Source organism: Oharaeibacter diazotrophicus, from assembly GCF_004362745.1.
In the GTDB taxonomy this organism is placed as follows: domain Bacteria; phylum Pseudomonadota; class Alphaproteobacteria; order Rhizobiales; family Pleomorphomonadaceae; genus Oharaeibacter; species Oharaeibacter diazotrophicus.
On the sequence record NZ_SNXY01000008.1, the window covers coordinates 1 to 14,894 of the forward strand.

The 14,894-nt window shown below is 72.0% G+C and carries 11 protein-coding genes; 7 read left to right on the top strand and 4 right to left on the bottom strand.

All coding sequences use genetic code 11. The features are described 5' to 3' along the window. Window positions 1–852 precede the first annotated feature (852 nt). Window positions 853–2,289 carry a pyridoxal phosphate-dependent decarboxylase family protein gene (locus EDD54_RS12380; protein ID WP_126539588.1) on the top strand — a complete coding sequence of 479 codons (1,437 nt, stop codon included), beginning with the start codon at window positions 853–855 and terminating at the stop codon, window positions 2,287–2,289. Between the two features lie 74 nt (window positions 2,290–2,363). On the opposite strand, the gene EDD54_RS12385 is transcribed toward EDD54_RS12380, so the two are convergent. Both EDD54_RS12385 and EDD54_RS12390 read right to left on the bottom strand, forming a co-directional pair. Continuing rightward, window positions 2,364–2,585: a hypothetical protein gene (locus EDD54_RS12385; protein ID WP_126539590.1), complete on the bottom strand. Its 222-nt coding sequence runs from the start codon at window positions 2,583–2,585 to the stop codon at window positions 2,364–2,366. A 298-nt stretch (window positions 2,586–2,883) separates the two neighbouring features. After that, on the bottom strand, window positions 2,884–5,067 hold the full coding sequence (locus EDD54_RS12390; RefSeq protein WP_126539592.1) for a putative bifunctional diguanylate cyclase/phosphodiesterase: 2,184 nt from the start codon (window positions 5,065–5,067) through the stop codon (window positions 2,884–2,886). Window positions 5,068–5,432: 365 nt separating this feature from the next. Between EDD54_RS12390 and EDD54_RS12395 the strand changes: the two genes are divergently transcribed. From EDD54_RS12395 to EDD54_RS12420, 6 genes are all read left to right on the top strand, one after another. Beyond that, entirely contained in the window at window positions 5,433–5,684 is a 252-nt protein-coding gene (locus EDD54_RS12395) for an acyl carrier protein (RefSeq protein ID WP_126539594.1), read from the top strand. A gap of 1 nt (window position 5,685) precedes the next feature. Then, entirely contained in the window at window positions 5,686–6,867 is a 1,182-nt protein-coding gene (locus EDD54_RS12400) for an acyl-CoA dehydrogenase family protein (protein ID WP_126539596.1), read from the top strand. Between the two features lie 4 nt (window positions 6,868–6,871). Beyond that, on the top strand, window positions 6,872–7,786 hold the full coding sequence (locus EDD54_RS12405) for an amino acid--[acyl-carrier-protein] ligase (RefSeq protein ID WP_126539598.1): 915 nt from the start codon (window positions 6,872–6,874) through the stop codon (window positions 7,784–7,786). Continuing rightward, on the top strand, window positions 7,783–8,790 hold the full coding sequence (locus EDD54_RS12410; RefSeq protein WP_126539600.1) for a DUF1839 family protein: 1,008 nt from the start codon (window positions 7,783–7,785) through the stop codon (window positions 8,788–8,790). Before EDD54_RS12405 ends, EDD54_RS12410 begins: the two co-directional genes overlap by 4 nt. 122 nt (window positions 8,791–8,912) lie before the next feature. Beyond that, window positions 8,913–11,327 carry a glycoside hydrolase family 2 protein gene (locus EDD54_RS12415; RefSeq protein ID WP_126539602.1) on the top strand — a complete coding sequence of 805 codons (2,415 nt, stop codon included), beginning with the start codon at window positions 8,913–8,915 and terminating at the stop codon, window positions 11,325–11,327. 65 nt (window positions 11,328–11,392) lie between these two features. Beyond that, a complete protein-coding gene (locus tag EDD54_RS12420; RefSeq protein ID WP_126539604.1) occupies window positions 11,393–12,817 on the top strand; it encodes a VpsF family polysaccharide biosynthesis protein in 1,425 nt (474 codons plus the stop codon). Between the two features lie 260 nt (window positions 12,818–13,077). Here EDD54_RS12420 and EDD54_RS12425 read toward each other — a convergent pair whose 3' ends face one another. Both EDD54_RS12425 and argB read right to left on the bottom strand, forming a co-directional pair. Further along, the gene (locus EDD54_RS12425; protein ID WP_126539607.1) at window positions 13,078–13,947 is read right to left on the bottom strand and encodes an NAD(P)-dependent oxidoreductase; all 870 of its coding nucleotides are present in this window, start codon (window positions 13,945–13,947) and stop codon (window positions 13,078–13,080) included. A 48-nt stretch (window positions 13,948–13,995) separates the two neighbouring features. Further along, window positions 13,996–14,868 (bottom strand): acetylglutamate kinase, encoded by an 873-nt coding sequence (argB, locus tag EDD54_RS12430; RefSeq protein ID WP_425375001.1) that lies wholly within the window; start codon window positions 14,866–14,868, stop codon window positions 13,996–13,998. Window positions 14,869–14,894 lie beyond the last annotated feature (26 nt).

The following is a 14,894-nucleotide window of genomic DNA, read 5'->3' on the forward strand; positions in this document are numbered from 1 at the left end:
ATCCCGAAAACCAGGCCCGCGGACACTCCGCCGACCACGTTTCTCCTTCTTCTCTCATCCAACTTGTCAAAGAACGGAAGGCCGAGGCCTTCGAAGCTCGTCAGCGGCTCGCCACCGCTTCGGTGCGCTTCACTTAAGGTATCGACGAAGCGTCGTCAACCCCCTTCGTGAAGAACCGGCGAAGATTTCGTCGTCGCCGTTGACCGAACTTATAAGAACCGAACCAGACGAGGTCAAGGTCTTTTTTCATTCGATCGCCGAGATTTTCTTTCGATCATCTCAGCTCGACCCGGCCGTCACACTGACGTCACGCATCGGAGGCGGTCACATAAGGGCTTTACGCTAGCGCGTCAACCCCTTTTTGCGACCGCTCTGTACGGCTTCGGCGTCAGGCCGGAAAGAACGGCGGAAACTCCGCCACGTGGTCCCCGCGCATGCCGCGTTTCGCGGCCGGGAACCGTCGCCACGCTCCTGGGAGGCGGCGCCACACCGGCGAACCGGCGTGGGAGCGGTCACTTAAGGGGCGGCGCCCGACCTGTCAACCCCGCTCGCACCGGCCGATCGCCTCCGAGCCGCCGTCCCGGCCGGTGCCGGCGGCAGAAAAAATCACCGCGCCCGTGGAACCGAGCGCCACGGCCGGTGTTCTACCGATTGTCGTGCGGGTCGCCGGCGGTCGTTGAAACGCCCCCCACCCGCGGCTTCCGGCCCCGCACGACAACGCTCCCCTCCCCCGTCGCCGATCCCCGCCCACCGCACGAGCGGGCGTGGCGTCTTATCGGATTGACGCCGCCGCGCCCGCCGTCCATGCCCGCGCCGATCCGGCCCTCGCGGGGCCGCGGCGGAGACGTTGCCATGGACGAGAAGGACCTGTCCCATTTCGCGGAGCGCGCGGCACGCTGGGGCGCCGACTACCGGGCCGGCCTCGGCGAGCGTCCGGTGCGGCCGCCGCTGGAGCCGGGCGCCGTCGCCCGCCAAGTGGCACCGGTGCCACCGGAGACCGGCGAGGCGATGGAGACCATCCTCGCCGACTTCGAGCGCGTGATCGTGCCGGGCATGACCCATTGGCAGCACCCGCGCTTCTTCGCCTACTTTCCGGCCAATGCCGCGCCGGCTTCGGTCGTCGCCGAGATCCTGGTCGCCGCCATGGGCGCGCAGTGCATGCTGTGGCAGACGTCGCCGGCCGCGACCGAGCTCGAGGTCGTGGTGACCGACTGGCTGCGGCAGGCGCTCGGCCTGCCGGACGGGTTCTCCGGCGTATTGCAGGATTCCGCCTCCACCGCGACGCTCGCCGCCGTGCTGACCATGCGCGAGCGCGCCCTCGGCTTCACCGGCAACCGCACGGGCCTCGCCGACCGGCCGGCGTTACGCGTCTACGCCTCGCGCGAGGTGCACTCGTCCGTCGACAAGGCGGTGTGGATCGCCGGCATCGGCGAGGACAACCTCGTCAAGCTGCCGTCCGGCGGCCCGTCGCGCGCGGTCGACGCCGCGGCGCTGGAGGCGGCGATCGTGGCCGACCGCGACGCCGGCCGGCTGCCCGCCGGCATCGTCTCCTGCGTCGGCGGCACCAGCGTCGGCGGCACCGACGACGTCGCGGCGGTGGCCGACGTCGCGGCCCGCCACGGGCTCTATCTCCACGTCGACGCCGCCTGGGCGGGGTCGGCGATGATCTGCCCGGAGTTCCGGACGTTCTGGACCGGGGTCGAGCGCGCCGACAGCGTCGTCGTCAACCCGCACAAGTGGCTCGGCGCCCAGTTCGAGTGCTCGGCCCACTTCCTGCGCGATCCGGAGAGCCTGGTGCGCACGCTGGCGATCCGGCCGGAATATCTCAAGACCCGCGGCCGCGACGGCGTCGTCAACTTCAGCGAATGGTCCGTGCCGCTCGGCCGGCGCTTCCGCGCGCTCAAGCTGTGGTTCCTGATCCGCGCCCACGGCCTCGAGGGCCTGAGGTCGATCATCCGCGACCACGTCCGCTGGGCGGCGGCGCTGGCGGACGGGATCGCCACCGATCCCGCCTTCGAGTTGGTGACGCCGCCGATGCTGTCGCTGTTCTCGTTCCGCTACCGCGCGCCGGCGAACGTCGATCCCGACCGCTTCACCCTCGACCTCGTCGAGGCGGTCAATCGCGACGGCCGGGTCTACCTGACGCAGACCGCGGTCGACGGCCGCGCCGCGATCCGGTTCCAGGCCGGCGCCTTCGGCACCACCGAGGCCGACGTCCTTTCGGTACACGCGGTCGTCGGAGAGGTCGCCGCCCGGCTCGCGGCGGAGATCGCCGCCGGCGGGCGCTGATCGCACGGCGGTTCGCAAGGCACCCGACGCCCGCGACGGCCCGGCCGAGGGCCGGCACGCCGCGGGCGCGGTGTTCAGACGTGGGGATCGATCTCTCTCGAGTGCATCGGCGGCTGGTCGTCCAGGAACACCTGTGCGTCCTCCCCCCGAAGTCCGAAGGGATCGAGCAGGTGTCCGAACACGGCCATCACCTCGGCCCTGTAATGCGGCACCTCCGGCTCGAAGCGGAAGGTGCTGCGCCGGCGCCAACGCGGCCCGCGCGAACGCGGCCCGAGGCCGGCGAACAGTTTCGACATCGTACGCTTCCCCGTCGCTGCCGACCGACGCCCCGACGGCCGGGAGCCCGCCCCCCGGCAGACCCCTCTTCCGTCGTCGCGCCCGTCTCCCGGCCCATGGCCGGCCCGTCCCCGTGGGTGGCTCTTGCGGACCGGAGACCGTCGCGCCGCGGCAGCGACACTCTAGCGCGGTCCGGGACCCTCCCCACCCCCCATTCGGGTGATGCCGCGTCCGGGAACGGGAAGCGCGGCGGGCGGGACGATCCGCGATCCGCTTACGGGACGGCAGGTGGCGGCAGGCGGCGGGCCGGCGCGGCGGTCAGGCGGCGCGGTCGGCGGACGCGGCGGCGGCGGGGCGGTCGACGTTCGACAGGGCGCGGCGCAGGTCGGCCAGGGGAACCGGCCGGCCGAAGTGGTAGCCCTGCAGCTTCTGGCAACCGGCGGCACGCAGCAGGAGGGCGTGGTCGGCCGTCTCGACACCCTCGGCGGTCACCGCCATGGCGAGGGCGTTGGCGATCGCGACGGTGCCGGACACCAGCGCGGTCGCCTGCGGGTCGGCGCCGACGCGGCCGGCCAGCGACTTGTCGATCTTGATGCGGTCGAAGCCGTAGCGGCGCAGGTAGCCGATGCTCGAATAGCCGGTGCCGAAGTCGTCGAGGGTGATCGAGATGCCCTGGCGCTTCAGCGCCGCGATCGCCGCGACGGCGCGGTCGGGATGCTCGATCAGGTAGCCCTCGGTCACCTCGAGTTCGAGGCGCGACGGCGGGAAGTCGACCTCCGCCAGCACCTCGGCGACGTTGTACTCGAAGTTGGGGTCGCGGAACTGCGCCGGCGAAACGTTGACGCTGACGGAGAGGTCGTGGAGGTCGCGCAGGTCCTCGCAGGCGCGCCGCAGCACGAACAGGCCGAGCTGGTGGATCAGGCCCGAGGATTCCGCGACGGCGATGAACACGTCCGGCCCGAGCTGGCCCTCCTCGCGGCCCGGCCAGCGCACCAGCGCCTCGACCGCGCCGACCCGTCCGGTCGCCGCCTCGACGATCGGCTGGTAGTGCACCGCGAACTCGCCGCGGTCGAGACCGCCGCGGATGCCCTCCTCGATGGTCTGGCGCATGTTGCGTTCGTGGTCGAACTCGGCCTCGAACTGGGCCATGCGGTTGCCGCCCTTGAGCTTGGCCTCGTACATGGCGACGTCGGCGCGGCGGAACAGCTCGGTGCCGTCGCACTCGCCGGGATTGCCGACGGCGATGCCGATGCTGGCGCCGATCTGGATGCGGCGTTCGCCGATCGTCAGCGGCTGGCCGAGCAGCAACAGCACGTCGGAGGCGAATTCGACCGCTTCGCGCCGCGCCATCCGGGAGGCGAACACCGCGGCGAACTCGTCGCCGCCGAGACGGGCGAGCATGCCGTCGCCGCGCAGCATGCCGAGGCCGGTCGAGACCATGCGGATCAGGACGTCGCCGGTGCCGTGGCCGTAGGTGTCGTTGACGTCCTTGAAGCCGTCGAGGTCGACGAACACGATGACCGCCTGCGCATCCTCGCCGGGCGGCCGGCTCAGCACCTCCTCGAGGTGCTCGGTCACCGCCCGGCGGTTCGGCAAGCCGGAGAGGCCGTCGGTCAGCGCCGCCCGACGCGCCTTCTGCTCCTCGCGCGAGAGCCGCTGCAATCCGTAGCCGGCGATCGCCACGAACAGCGCGATCGATACCGTGACCAGGACCAGCGTGTTGCGCACGTGCGGCCAGGCCGCGTCGGTGGCCTCGCGGCCCGGATTGCGCCGCGCCCAGGTGACGGACGCGACCACTTCGCCGGACGGTCCGCGCAGGGCGAGGCGGTCGCCGCGGTCGGCGGGCGTGGCGACGCGAAGATCGTCGATCAGGAAGGTGGTGGCGAGCTCGCCGAGCAGGGCGGCGTCGACGTGGCGCACGAACACAAGGGCGCGCCCGCCGCCGGCGCTCTCGATCTCCCGTTCGGTGCTCGGCCGGATCCGCGCCGCGGCGGCGACGGCGAGACCGTCCGGCATGGCGACGAATGCGGCGCCGCGCTCGGCGCCGTCGTCGGCGGTCACCGCCGCCCGGCGCGTCGCCATGGCCGCCAGGGTGGTTCCGAGCAGTTCGGCGCCGGCACCGGTGACCGCGCGACCGCCGGTGTGGCCCCAGGCGACGCGCCCGGCCTCGTCGACCACGTAGACGGCATCGTAGCCGCCCTCGGGCCCGGCGACGGCGCCCCAGGTGGCGTAGAGCCAGTCCGTGTCGGGCACGGCGGCGCCGGCATGGTGGACGGCGTCGTCCCAATAGGCGTTGTCGGCGGCGAGATAGGCGAGCTTGTCCTCGGTGGCGGCGATGGCAGCGCCGACGGTCTCGAAAGTGCGGCGGGCGTCGATGGCGTCGGCCTGCACCGAGACGGCACCGAGCAGCTGCTCGAGGAAGGCGAGGATGCAGAGGAAGAACACGACACCGCCGACCAGAACGGTGCCGAACGCCGCCTTCGAGCCGGCCAGTCTAGCCATCGCCCATCCCACCCGTCGCGGTCCCCGGCCGGCCGCGGAACCTCCGCACCGAGAATAGGCGAGGAGCGCCAAGAACAGGTTAACGTTCGACAGGATCAGGCGTGACTCGATATTTGTCGCGAGCACGGGCACACCCGCCCCGTCCGGGCGCGCGGCGCGGCCGTTCGCGGCACGGGGCGCGGTCTCCGCCGGGTTCGCAATCGATCATCTGAAAATTCAAATCGTCGAATACACGATTCCTTATTGGTGAATCGGATTTTTACATTTCGATTTTAAGGTTTTCCCAACGTACATCCACTATCGTCCCGGCCATAACGAAAGAGACCCGGCCGTCGGGTCCGATCCCGAGCAGACGGAGTGCGTTGATGACCGTGACCGTGAGAGACCTGATCGCCAAGCACGGCGGACTGTCCGTGTCCGTCGCGAACCTGGCGGACGACGCCGACCTCTATGCCGCCGGCCTGTCGTCCTTCGCGTCCGTGCAGCTGATGCTGGCGATCGAGGAGACCTTCGACATCGAGTTCCCCGACCGCATGCTCAACCGCCGTTCGTTCCAGTCGATCGCGGCGATCTCCGCCTGCGTCGACGAGCTCACCTCCGATCGGAAGGCCGCCTGAGATGAACGCCGTCGGATACTTCACCAAGAACCGGCTGGCCGAGCGCGCCAAGCGCGTCGCCGCCGTCGCGGCCACCTTCGCCGACGCGGTCGACGCCGAGAACCGCTTCCCGAAGGAAGCGGTCGAGGCGATGAAGCTCGAGCGGCTGATGGGCGTCATGGTCCCGGTCGAACTCGGCGGCGAGGGCGCCTCCACGGCCGAGATCGCCGACGCCTGCTCGATCCTCGGCCAGTCCTGCGGTGCGTCGGCGATGATCTTCGCCATGCACCAGATCAAGATGTCGAGCCTCGTCGAGCACGGCGCCGGCTCCGACTGGCACCGCGCGCTGATGCGGCGCATCTGTGCCGAGCAACTGCTGATGGGCTCTGCCACCACCGAGGCCGGCATCGGCGGCAACATGCGCAACTCGATCTGCGCGATCGAGGTCGAGGGCGACCGCTTCCGCCTCGAGAAGAACGCCACGGTGATCTCCTACGCCCTCGAGTGCGACGGCATCATGGTCACCTCGCGCGCCCACCGCGACGCGCCGTCCGGCGACCAGGTCATGACCGTGGTCATGAAGGACCAGTACACGCTCGAGAAGACCCACACCTGGGACACCCTCGGCATGCGCGGCACCCGCTCCGACGGCTTCGTGTTCCGCTCCGAGGGCGCCGCCGAGCAGATCCTGCCGGTGCCCTTCGCCGAGATCGCGGCGCAGTCGATGCTCGCCCACGCCCACATCCTGTGGGGCGCGCTGTGGTACGGCATCGCCGCCGACGCGGTGAACCGCGCCCACGCCTTCGTGCGCGGCGAGGCGCGCCGCAACCCGGGCGTCACCCCGCCGGGCGCGGTCCATCTCGCCGAGGCGATGGCCGAGCTGCAGATGGTCAAGTCCGCCCTGCTCGTCGCCATCGACCGCTACGAGGAGGCCAAGGCCAATCCGGAGATCCTCGGCGCGATCAACTACGCCGTCGACATCAACCTCCTGAAGGTGGCGATCTCCACCAAGATCCTCGAGGTCGTCGACAAGGCGCTGCTGATCACCGGCATCAACGGCTACAAGAACGGCACCCCGTTCAGCCTCGGCCGTCACCTGCGCGACGCCCATTCCGCCCGGCTCATGATCTCCAACGATCGTGTGCTCATGAACACCGCCAGCCTCATCACCGTGATGAAGCAGGACGCCAGCCTCCTGGGGTGACCACATGGACGTGCAAGCCGGACTTCTCGACAAGCTGTTCGCCGCCGGTCACCTCGTGGAGACCGGCGTCCAGGGCCTCTACGGCCGCTCGGGCGTCTTCGAGGACGTGATCGCCCGCTTCGACGCCCTGATCACCCGCCTCGGCGGCTTCCAGGACGCCGAGGTGCTCCGCTTCCCGCCGGCGATGCCGCGCGCCTGGTTCGAGCGCTCGGGCTACCTCAAGAGCTTCCCGAACCTCGCCGGCACGGTCCACGCCTTCTGCGGCAACGACCACGACCACGCCGCCCTGCTCGAATGCCTTTCCGCCGGCGAGGACTGGACCGGCCAGCAGCAGGCGACCGACATCGTGCTGACGCCGGCGGCCTGCTACCCGCTCTATCCGGTGATCGCCCGCCGCGGGCCGCTGCCGGCCGAAGGTGTGCTGTTCGACCTGCAGTCCTACTGCTTCCGCCGCGAGCCCTCGATGGAGCCGACGCGCCAGCAGTTGTTCCGCATGCGCGAATACGTCCGCGCCGGCACCCCCGAGCAGGTCCAGGACTTCCGCGAACAGTGGATGGACCTCGGCCAGAAGCTGATCGGCACCATCGGCCTGCCCTTCACCGTCGACGTCGCCAACGACCCCTTCTTCGGCCGCGCCGGCCGGATGATGAAGGCGACGCAGCGCGAGCAGGCGCTGAAGTTCGAGCTCCTGGTGCCGGTGAACTCCGAGGCGAGCCCGACCGCCTGCCTGTCGTTCAACTACCACCAGGACCACTTCGGCAAGACCTGGGGCATCGAGACCGCCACCGGCGACGTCGCGCACACCGCCTGCGTCGGCTTCGGCCTCGAGCGCGTGGCGCTGGCCCTCTTCCGCCACCACGGCCTCGACGTCACGGTCTGGCCGGACCCGGTGCGCGAGGCGCTGTGGGGCGCGGCATGAGCGCGCTCCCCGCCGCCCGCGAAGACACGGCCGCCCCCGCGGCCGTGTTCCCCGCCCTCTCGCCCGACCGCCACCGTCCGCACTCGCTGCACGCGGCCGAACGGTCGTGGCCCGAGACCAACTGCTCGGTCGACCTCTTCGTCGAGGTGATCGCGGCGCTCGGCCTGCCACCGGAGGCCCTGATGGGCTTCACGGTGACGCAGGACTTCGAGGGCGACCAGTTCGGCTTCTTCAAGATCCCGACCGAGGACCTCGAGGCGCTCGCCGGCATCCGCCTCGCCGAGCTCGCGATCTTCGACGAGCCGGAGCGTCACGTCGCCGAGCAGGTCGCGCGCGGCCGGCTGCCGCTGGTCGAGCTCGACAGCTTCTTCATGCCCGACACCCGCGGCGTCTCCTACCGCAGCGAGCACGGCAAGACGACGGTCGGCGTCAACCGCATCGACCTTTCCGCCCGCCGCATGGAGTATTTCCACAACGGCGGCTACTTCGCCCTCGACGGCGCCGACTTCGAGGGCGTCTGGCGCACCGCGGAGCGCTCGGCCGAACAGCCGTTCCTGCCCTATTCGGAATTCCTGAAGTTCGGCCCCGCACCGGACCTCGCCACTCTGCCGGCCCGCGCCGCCGAGACGCTGTCGCGCCATCTCGCCCGCCGTCCGGCCGACAACCCGGTGCGCGCCTTCCAGGCGCGCTTCGCGGGGCAGGCGGCCGCGCTCTACGACCGGCCGGCGTTCTTCCACAAGTACGCCTTCAACACGCTGCGCCAGCTCGGCGCCAACTTCGAGCTGCTCGCCTCGATGCTGGAGTGGCTGGACGCCGCCGGTTACGGCGAGACCGACGGCGCCGAGACCGACGCCCGCGCGATCGCCGAGACCGCCAAGGTGGTGCAGTTCCAGCTCGCCCGCGCCGTCGCCCGCCGCAAGGCCGACGCCCTGCCCGGCCAGATGGAACCCGCCGCCGAGGCCTGGGACCGCCTGATGGCCAAGCTCGACCGCCGCTTCGGCTGACCACCGGTTCCCGCGACGGCCCGATCCGTCGGGCCGCCGCGTCGGACCGCGGTGGCGCGCCGCCGCGCCCTCGCCCTCCCCGCCCCCGAGACGACCCGCGGTCGCCGCGGACGAGGACAGCCTTGACCGACCGCGCCGTCCCCCTCGCCTGGACCCTCGCCGTCACCGACGCCGGCGCCCACGCCGTGCCGTCGGCGCTTCGCACTGCGCCCGGGCTCCGTTTCGTCGACGCCCCCGTACCCGGCACCGCCGCCACCGCCCTCCGCGCCGCCGGCCTCTGGGACGGCCGCGCGCCGCTCGCGCTCCACGGCCGCGACGTCTGGTACGTCGCCGACCTCCCCGAGACCGGCTCGTTCCGGCTCGACCTTTCCGGCCTCGCCGGCATCGCCGAGGTCTTCGTCGGCGACGACGTCGTCGCCCGCTCCGCCGACCAGTTCCGCCGTGCGTCGGTCGCCGTCGAGGCGGCTGCCGGCACGATCCTCGCGCTCTGCTTCCGCGCCCTTGCCCCGGCGCTCGCCGCCCGCGGCCCGCGCGCCCGCTGGCGCGCGCCGATGATCCCGAACCAGGGCCTGCGCCTCGTGCGCACCACCCTGTTCGGCCACATGCCCGGCTGGACGCCCGCGGTCGACGCCGTCGGCCCGAGCCGCGCCGCCGCGCTGGTCGCACCCGATCCCGACGCCCCGCGCGCGATCTCGATCCGCACCGCCCTCGACGGCGACACCGGCCGGCTCGACGTCTCGCTGACCCTGCCCGGCACCGACGCACCGCGGCTCGTCTGCGCCGGCGCCGCCGTCACCGCCACCCGCGACGGCGAGCGCGTCCAGGCCAGCCTCGCGATCCCCGGCGTCGCGCGCTGGTGGCCGGCGAGCCACGGCGAGCCGGTGCTCCACGCGGTCGCGCTCGAGACCGCCGCCGGCCGGGTCGACCTCGGCCGCGTCGGCTTCCGCACGATCGAGCGCGACCCCAACGCCCGCGGCTTCGGCCTCCGCGTCAACGGCGTGCCGGTGTTCTGCCGCGGCGCGTGCTGGACCTCGGCCGACGTCGCCGGCCTCGCCGCGACTCGGGAAACGTATGCGCCGCTGCTCCGCCTCGCCGCCGAGGCAGGCATGAACATGGTCCGCGTCGGCGGCACCATGATCCCCGAATCACGCGCCTTCTTCGACCTCTGCGACGAACTCGGCCTGATGGTCTGGCAGGAGTTCCCCTTCGCCAACTTCGACTATCCCGTCGCCGACGCCGCCTTCGCCGAGGCCGTTCGCGCGGAGGCGGCCGACATCTTGGACGAGATCGGCCCCGCCCCCTCGCTCGCCGTGCTCTGCGGCGGCAGCGAGGTGCTGCAGCAGGCGGCCATGATGGGCCTGCCGCCCGAACGCTGGCCCGGACCGCTCCACGACGAGATCCTGCCGGCCGTCGCCGCCGAGCGCCGCCCGGACGTGCCCTACGTGCCGAATTCGCCCTCGGGCGGCCCGCTGCCCTTCGTGCCGAACGCCGGCGTCGCGCACTACTACGGCGTCGGCGCCTACATGCGCCCGCTCGAGGATGCCCGCCGCGCCGAGGTGACCTTCGCCGCCGAGTGCCTCGCCTTCTCCAACGTGCCGGACGCGACGACGCTCGCGCACGACCTGCCGGTGCCGGCGGTTCACGATCCGCGCTGGAAGGCCGGCGTGCCGCGCGACCTCTCGGCGTCCTGGGACTTCGAGGACGTCCGCGAGCATTATCTGGCGCTGCTGTTCGGTGTCGATCCGGCGCGGCTCCGCCGCGAGGACCCCGCCCTCCACCTCGACCTCTCGCGCGCCGTCACCGGCCTCGTCATGGAGGCGACCTTCGCCGAGTGGCGCCGCGGCCGCTCGCCGACCCGCGGCGCCCTGGTCTGGACCCTCGCCGACCTCGCGCCCGGCGCCGGCTGGGGCGTGATCGATTGGTCGGGACGGCCGAAGCCGGCTTGGTACGCGCTGAAACGGGCTTTCCGTCCGCTGCAGGTCGCCCTCACCGACGAGGGCACCAACGGGCTCGCGATCCACCTCGTCAACGACCGCCCGGAACCGGTCGCGGCGACGCTGACGCTCGCCTGCCTCAAGGACGGCCGCACGGCGGTGGTGACGCGCGAGCGCGCGGTGATCCTGGCGCCGCATTCCGCCACCGAGATCTCGGCCTTCGAGCTGATCGGCGCCTTCTTCGACGTCTCCTACGCCTACCGATTCGGCCCGCCCGGCCACGACGTCACCGTCGCCCGCCTCGTCGGCGCCGACGGCGCGGTGCTCGCGGAGGCGTTCCACCATCCGCTCGGCCTCGGTCACGCCTTCCCGCGGCCGACGCTGTCGGCCCGGGTCGAGACCGACGCCGCCGGCGCCCGCCTCGTCGTCGCCACCGACGCCTACGCGCCGATCGTGCACGTCGACGCCGGCGCGCTCCGGCCGGACGACGACTGGTTCGCCCTCGCCCCCGGCACCGAGAAGGTGATTCGGCTCGTCGGCGACGGCCCCGTCGCCGGCGAGGTCGTCACGCCCGGCGGGCGGTCGCGAATCGGCTTTCGCTGATGCACCGCCCGTCAACCACGCCGGGCGCAGGATGGCTGGGCCCCGCAACCGCGAGCGCCGATCCCGTGTCCACCGCCGAGACCGCCCCCCTGCCGCCGACGCGCGCTCTGCTGTTCCTGCTGGCGCGGCTGCTGACCTTCGGCGCGCTGGTCGCGATGTTCACGATGTCGCCGGCGCTGCTGCTCGCGATGGGCCTGCCCTACGGCTCGCCGGGCGGGCCGCAGCTCGCCAAGATCCACCCGGCGTCCTTCCTCGCGCTCGGCGCCGTCGTCTGTTTCCTGATGGCGCGCCGGCCGGTGCCGACGATCGCGCGGCTGTGGCACGACCATCCGGGCCTCATGGTCTACGTGGTCGCGATCGCGGTGCTGATGTTCCAGGCGGTGGTGGTGCAGCACAAGCCGGTCACGCCGCTGATCGACACCTTCCTGACCTCGGCGCTGACCTTCGTGGCGCTGACCTCCACCACCGAGCGCGACCGGCGGCTGATGATGGTGGCGGTCCACGTGTTCTTCACGGTGAATTCCGGCATCGCCTATCTCGAGCAGGTGACCTCTTTCCGGCTGCTGCCGACCTATCTCGGCAACGAGCTCGTCACCTTCGAGTGGCGTTCGACCGCGCTGCTCGGTCACCCGCTCGTCAACGCCGCCCAGACCGGGCTCTATCTGGTGCTGCTGTCCGGCCCGGCCGGCCGGGTGTTCGACCCGAGGCTCAGGATCCTCTTGGTGCTGTTCCAGCTCGGCGCCATGACCTGCTTCGGCGGGCGCACCGCCACCATCCTGTCGATCGGCGTGCTGCTGCTGCGCCTTGGCAGCGGCGCGCTGGTCGGACTCGGCGGCGCGCGCACCGCCCGCACGACCGCGTCCGCCGCCGCGGCGATCGCCACCGTCGCGGTGCTCGCCGGCGTGGTCCTGGTCGAGCACGGCGCGCTCGACCGCTTCCTCGGCCGGTTCCAGAACGACGCCGGCAGCGCCGCCACCCGCGTCGCCATGCTGCACGTGTTCGACCGGATCACGCCGGAGGCCTTCGTCCTCGCCCCCGACCCCGCCGACATCGCCGCCGCCCAGAGACGGCTCGACATCACCACGGCGATCGAGAGCTTCGTCGTCGCCTTCCCGGCCTATTACGGCCTGCTGGTCAGCGGACTGTTCTTCGTCGGCTTGGCGCTGTTCCTCGCCGAGATCGTCCGGCTCGTCGGCCGGCCCGCGGTGATCCCGCTCGCCTTCCTGATGGCGGTCAACGCCGGCGCCAACGGCATCTCGACCAAGACGCTCGACCTCTCGCTCGCCTTCGCGTCGGTCTATCTCACCACGCTGCCGCTGCGACGGCGCGAGGGCGGCGCCGCCGACGAGACCGCGTCGCCGCCCGAATCGCCGGCCCTCGCCGTCACCGTCGCACCGGCGCCGGCACCGCTCCGCCCCACCGGCGCACCGGCGACCGGATGGCGCGAGGCCGTCGCCCGCCGCCGGCTCGAAGTCGCGCCACTCGGGTGATTCGTCAGGGCGATCGCTCGAAGCCGCGGTTCATCCCTCCCCTCGAGGGGAGGGTCCGAGCGGAGCGAGGGGAAAGGGTCGCCCTTTTTCCCGTCCACCTGCCCGTTTTGGATCGGAACGAGGCTCAGCTCGACCAAAACGCGCTTGGTCTCCCCACAAAGACGACCCCTTCCGGCCCATCGGGCCACCTTCCCCTAAGGGGAAGGATGAATGGCAGCTTCGCGCGATTGCCGCGCGGCCGATCCGATTCGCGGGGGTGTCTACTGCTTCGGCTCGTGCAGGGTCAGCCAGAGGCCGGCGTGGTCGACGTCGCCGAAGGCGGCGAAGGTGTCGCGGAAGAGCTCGAGGGCGAGGCCCGAGAAGGGCGACGGCGCGCCCGATTCGGCCGCGGTCGCGAGCGCGTTCTCGAGATCCTTGATCTGCAGCGACGTCCGCCCGCCCGGCACGAAGTCCTGCGCGATCATCCGCGCGCCGTGCAGGTCCAGGATCCGGCTCTCGGCGAAGCCGCCGCGCAGGGCGTCGCGCACCGCGGCCGGGTCGGCGCCGGCCCGCTCGGCCAGCACCAGCGCCTCGGCGACCGCGCCGATCGTCACCGCCACGATCATCTGGTTGGCGAGCTTGGCGACCTGCCCCGCGCCGGCGGGGCCGACCAGCGTCGGCCGGCCCATCGCCTCCAGCACCGGCCGGACCGCCTCGAACACCGCCGGATCGCCGCCGGCCATGATCGCCAGCGTGCCCTCGGCCGCGCCCTTGGTGCCGCCGGAGACGGGCGCGTCGAGATGGTGGACGCCGCGGGCGGCGAGGCGGGCGGCATGGGCGCGCGCCTCGGCGGGGGCGATCGAACTCATGTCGACCACCACGGCGCCGGCCGGGATCCGGTCGGCGACGTCGCCGCCGAACAGCACCTCGGCGACCGTCGCGCCCTTGGCGAGCATCGTGATCACCACCTCGGCGTCCTCGACCGCGTCGCCGGCGTCGGCGAAGGCGGTGGCGCCGAGCGCCACCAGCGGCTCGGTCTTCTCCGCCGTGCGGTTCCAGACGCGGACGGCGTGGCCGGCGGCGAGGAGCCGCGCGGCCTGCCGGGCGCCCATCAGGCCGATGCCGAGGAAGGCGATGCGCCGTGCGGTCATGGACGTGTCCTCCTGTTGGAGCCGACGGGCGACCGGACGTGCCGCCGGTCAGGGCGTGATCAGCGTGCCCGCCCCGGTCTCGGTGAAGATCTCGAGCAGCACCGCGTGCGGCGTCTTGCCGTTGACGATCACGACGCCCTCGACGCCGCGCGCCAGCGCGTCGATGCAGGTCTCGACCTTGGGGATCATGCCGCCGGAGATGGTGCCGTCGGCGATCAGGGCGCGGGCGTCGGTCACCGACAGTTCCTTGATCAGCCGGCCCTGCTTGTCGAGCACGCCCGGCACGTCGGTGAGGAACAGGAGCCGCGTCGCGTGCATGGCACCGGCGATGGCGCCGGCGAAGGTGTCGGCGTTGACGTTGTAGGTCTCGCCGTCCTCGCCCGGGGCGACCGGGGCGACCACGGGGATCAGTTCCTCCTTGGCCACCATGTCGAGCACGGCCGGGTTCACCGTCTTCGGCTCGCCGACGAAGCCGAGGTCGACGATCCGCTCGATGTTGCTATCGGGGTCGCGCATGGTGCGCGTCGCCCGCTCGACGACGACGAGGTTGCCGTCCTTGCCGCACAGGCCGATGGCGCGGCCGCCCTCGGCGTTGATCGCCGAGACGATGTTCTTGTTGATCGAGCCGGCGAGGACCATCTCGACGATCTCGACCGTGGCCTTGTCGGTGACGCGCAGGCCGGCGCGGAACTCCGACTTGATGCCGAGCTTGTCGAGCATGGCGCCGATCTGCGGCCCGCCGCCGTGCACCACGATCGGCTTCATGCCCGACTGCTTCAGGAGCACGATGTCGCGGGCGAAGGCGCGCGCCAGCGCCTCGTCGCCCATGGCGTGGCCGCCGTATTTCACCACGACCGTCTTGTCGTCGTAGCGCTGCATGTAGGGCAGCGCCTCGGAGATCACCCGGGCCCGGGAGACCATGGCCTCCTCGCTCAGCGTGGTGGCGA

Bases quoted from the DNA above. Each gene is read 5' to 3' on its own strand.
- EDD54_RS12380 (WP_126539588.1), top strand. From the start codon at position 853: ATGGACGAGAAGGACCTGTCCCATTTCGCGGAGCGCGCGGCACGCTGG.
- EDD54_RS12385 (WP_126539590.1), bottom strand. From the start codon at position 2,585: ATGTCGAAACTGTTCGCCGGCCTCGGGCCGCGTTCGCGCGGGCCGCGT.
- EDD54_RS12390 (WP_126539592.1), bottom strand. From the start codon at position 5,067: ATGGCTAGACTGGCCGGCTCGAAGGCGGCGTTCGGCACCGTTCTGGTC.
- EDD54_RS12395 (WP_126539594.1), top strand. From the start codon at position 5,433: ATGACCGTGACCGTGAGAGACCTGATCGCCAAGCACGGCGGACTGTCC.
- EDD54_RS12400 (WP_126539596.1), top strand. From the start codon at position 5,686: ATGAACGCCGTCGGATACTTCACCAAGAACCGGCTGGCCGAGCGCGCC.
- EDD54_RS12405 (WP_126539598.1), top strand. From the start codon at position 6,872: ATGGACGTGCAAGCCGGACTTCTCGACAAGCTGTTCGCCGCCGGTCAC.
- EDD54_RS12410 (WP_126539600.1), top strand. From the start codon at position 7,783: ATGAGCGCGCTCCCCGCCGCCCGCGAAGACACGGCCGCCCCCGCGGCC.
- EDD54_RS12425 (WP_126539607.1), bottom strand. From the start codon at position 13,947: ATGACCGCACGGCGCATCGCCTTCCTCGGCATCGGCCTGATGGGCGCC.
- argB (WP_425375001.1), bottom strand. From the start codon at position 14,868: ATGGTCTCCCGGGCCCGGGTGATCTCCGAGGCGCTGCCCTACATGCAG.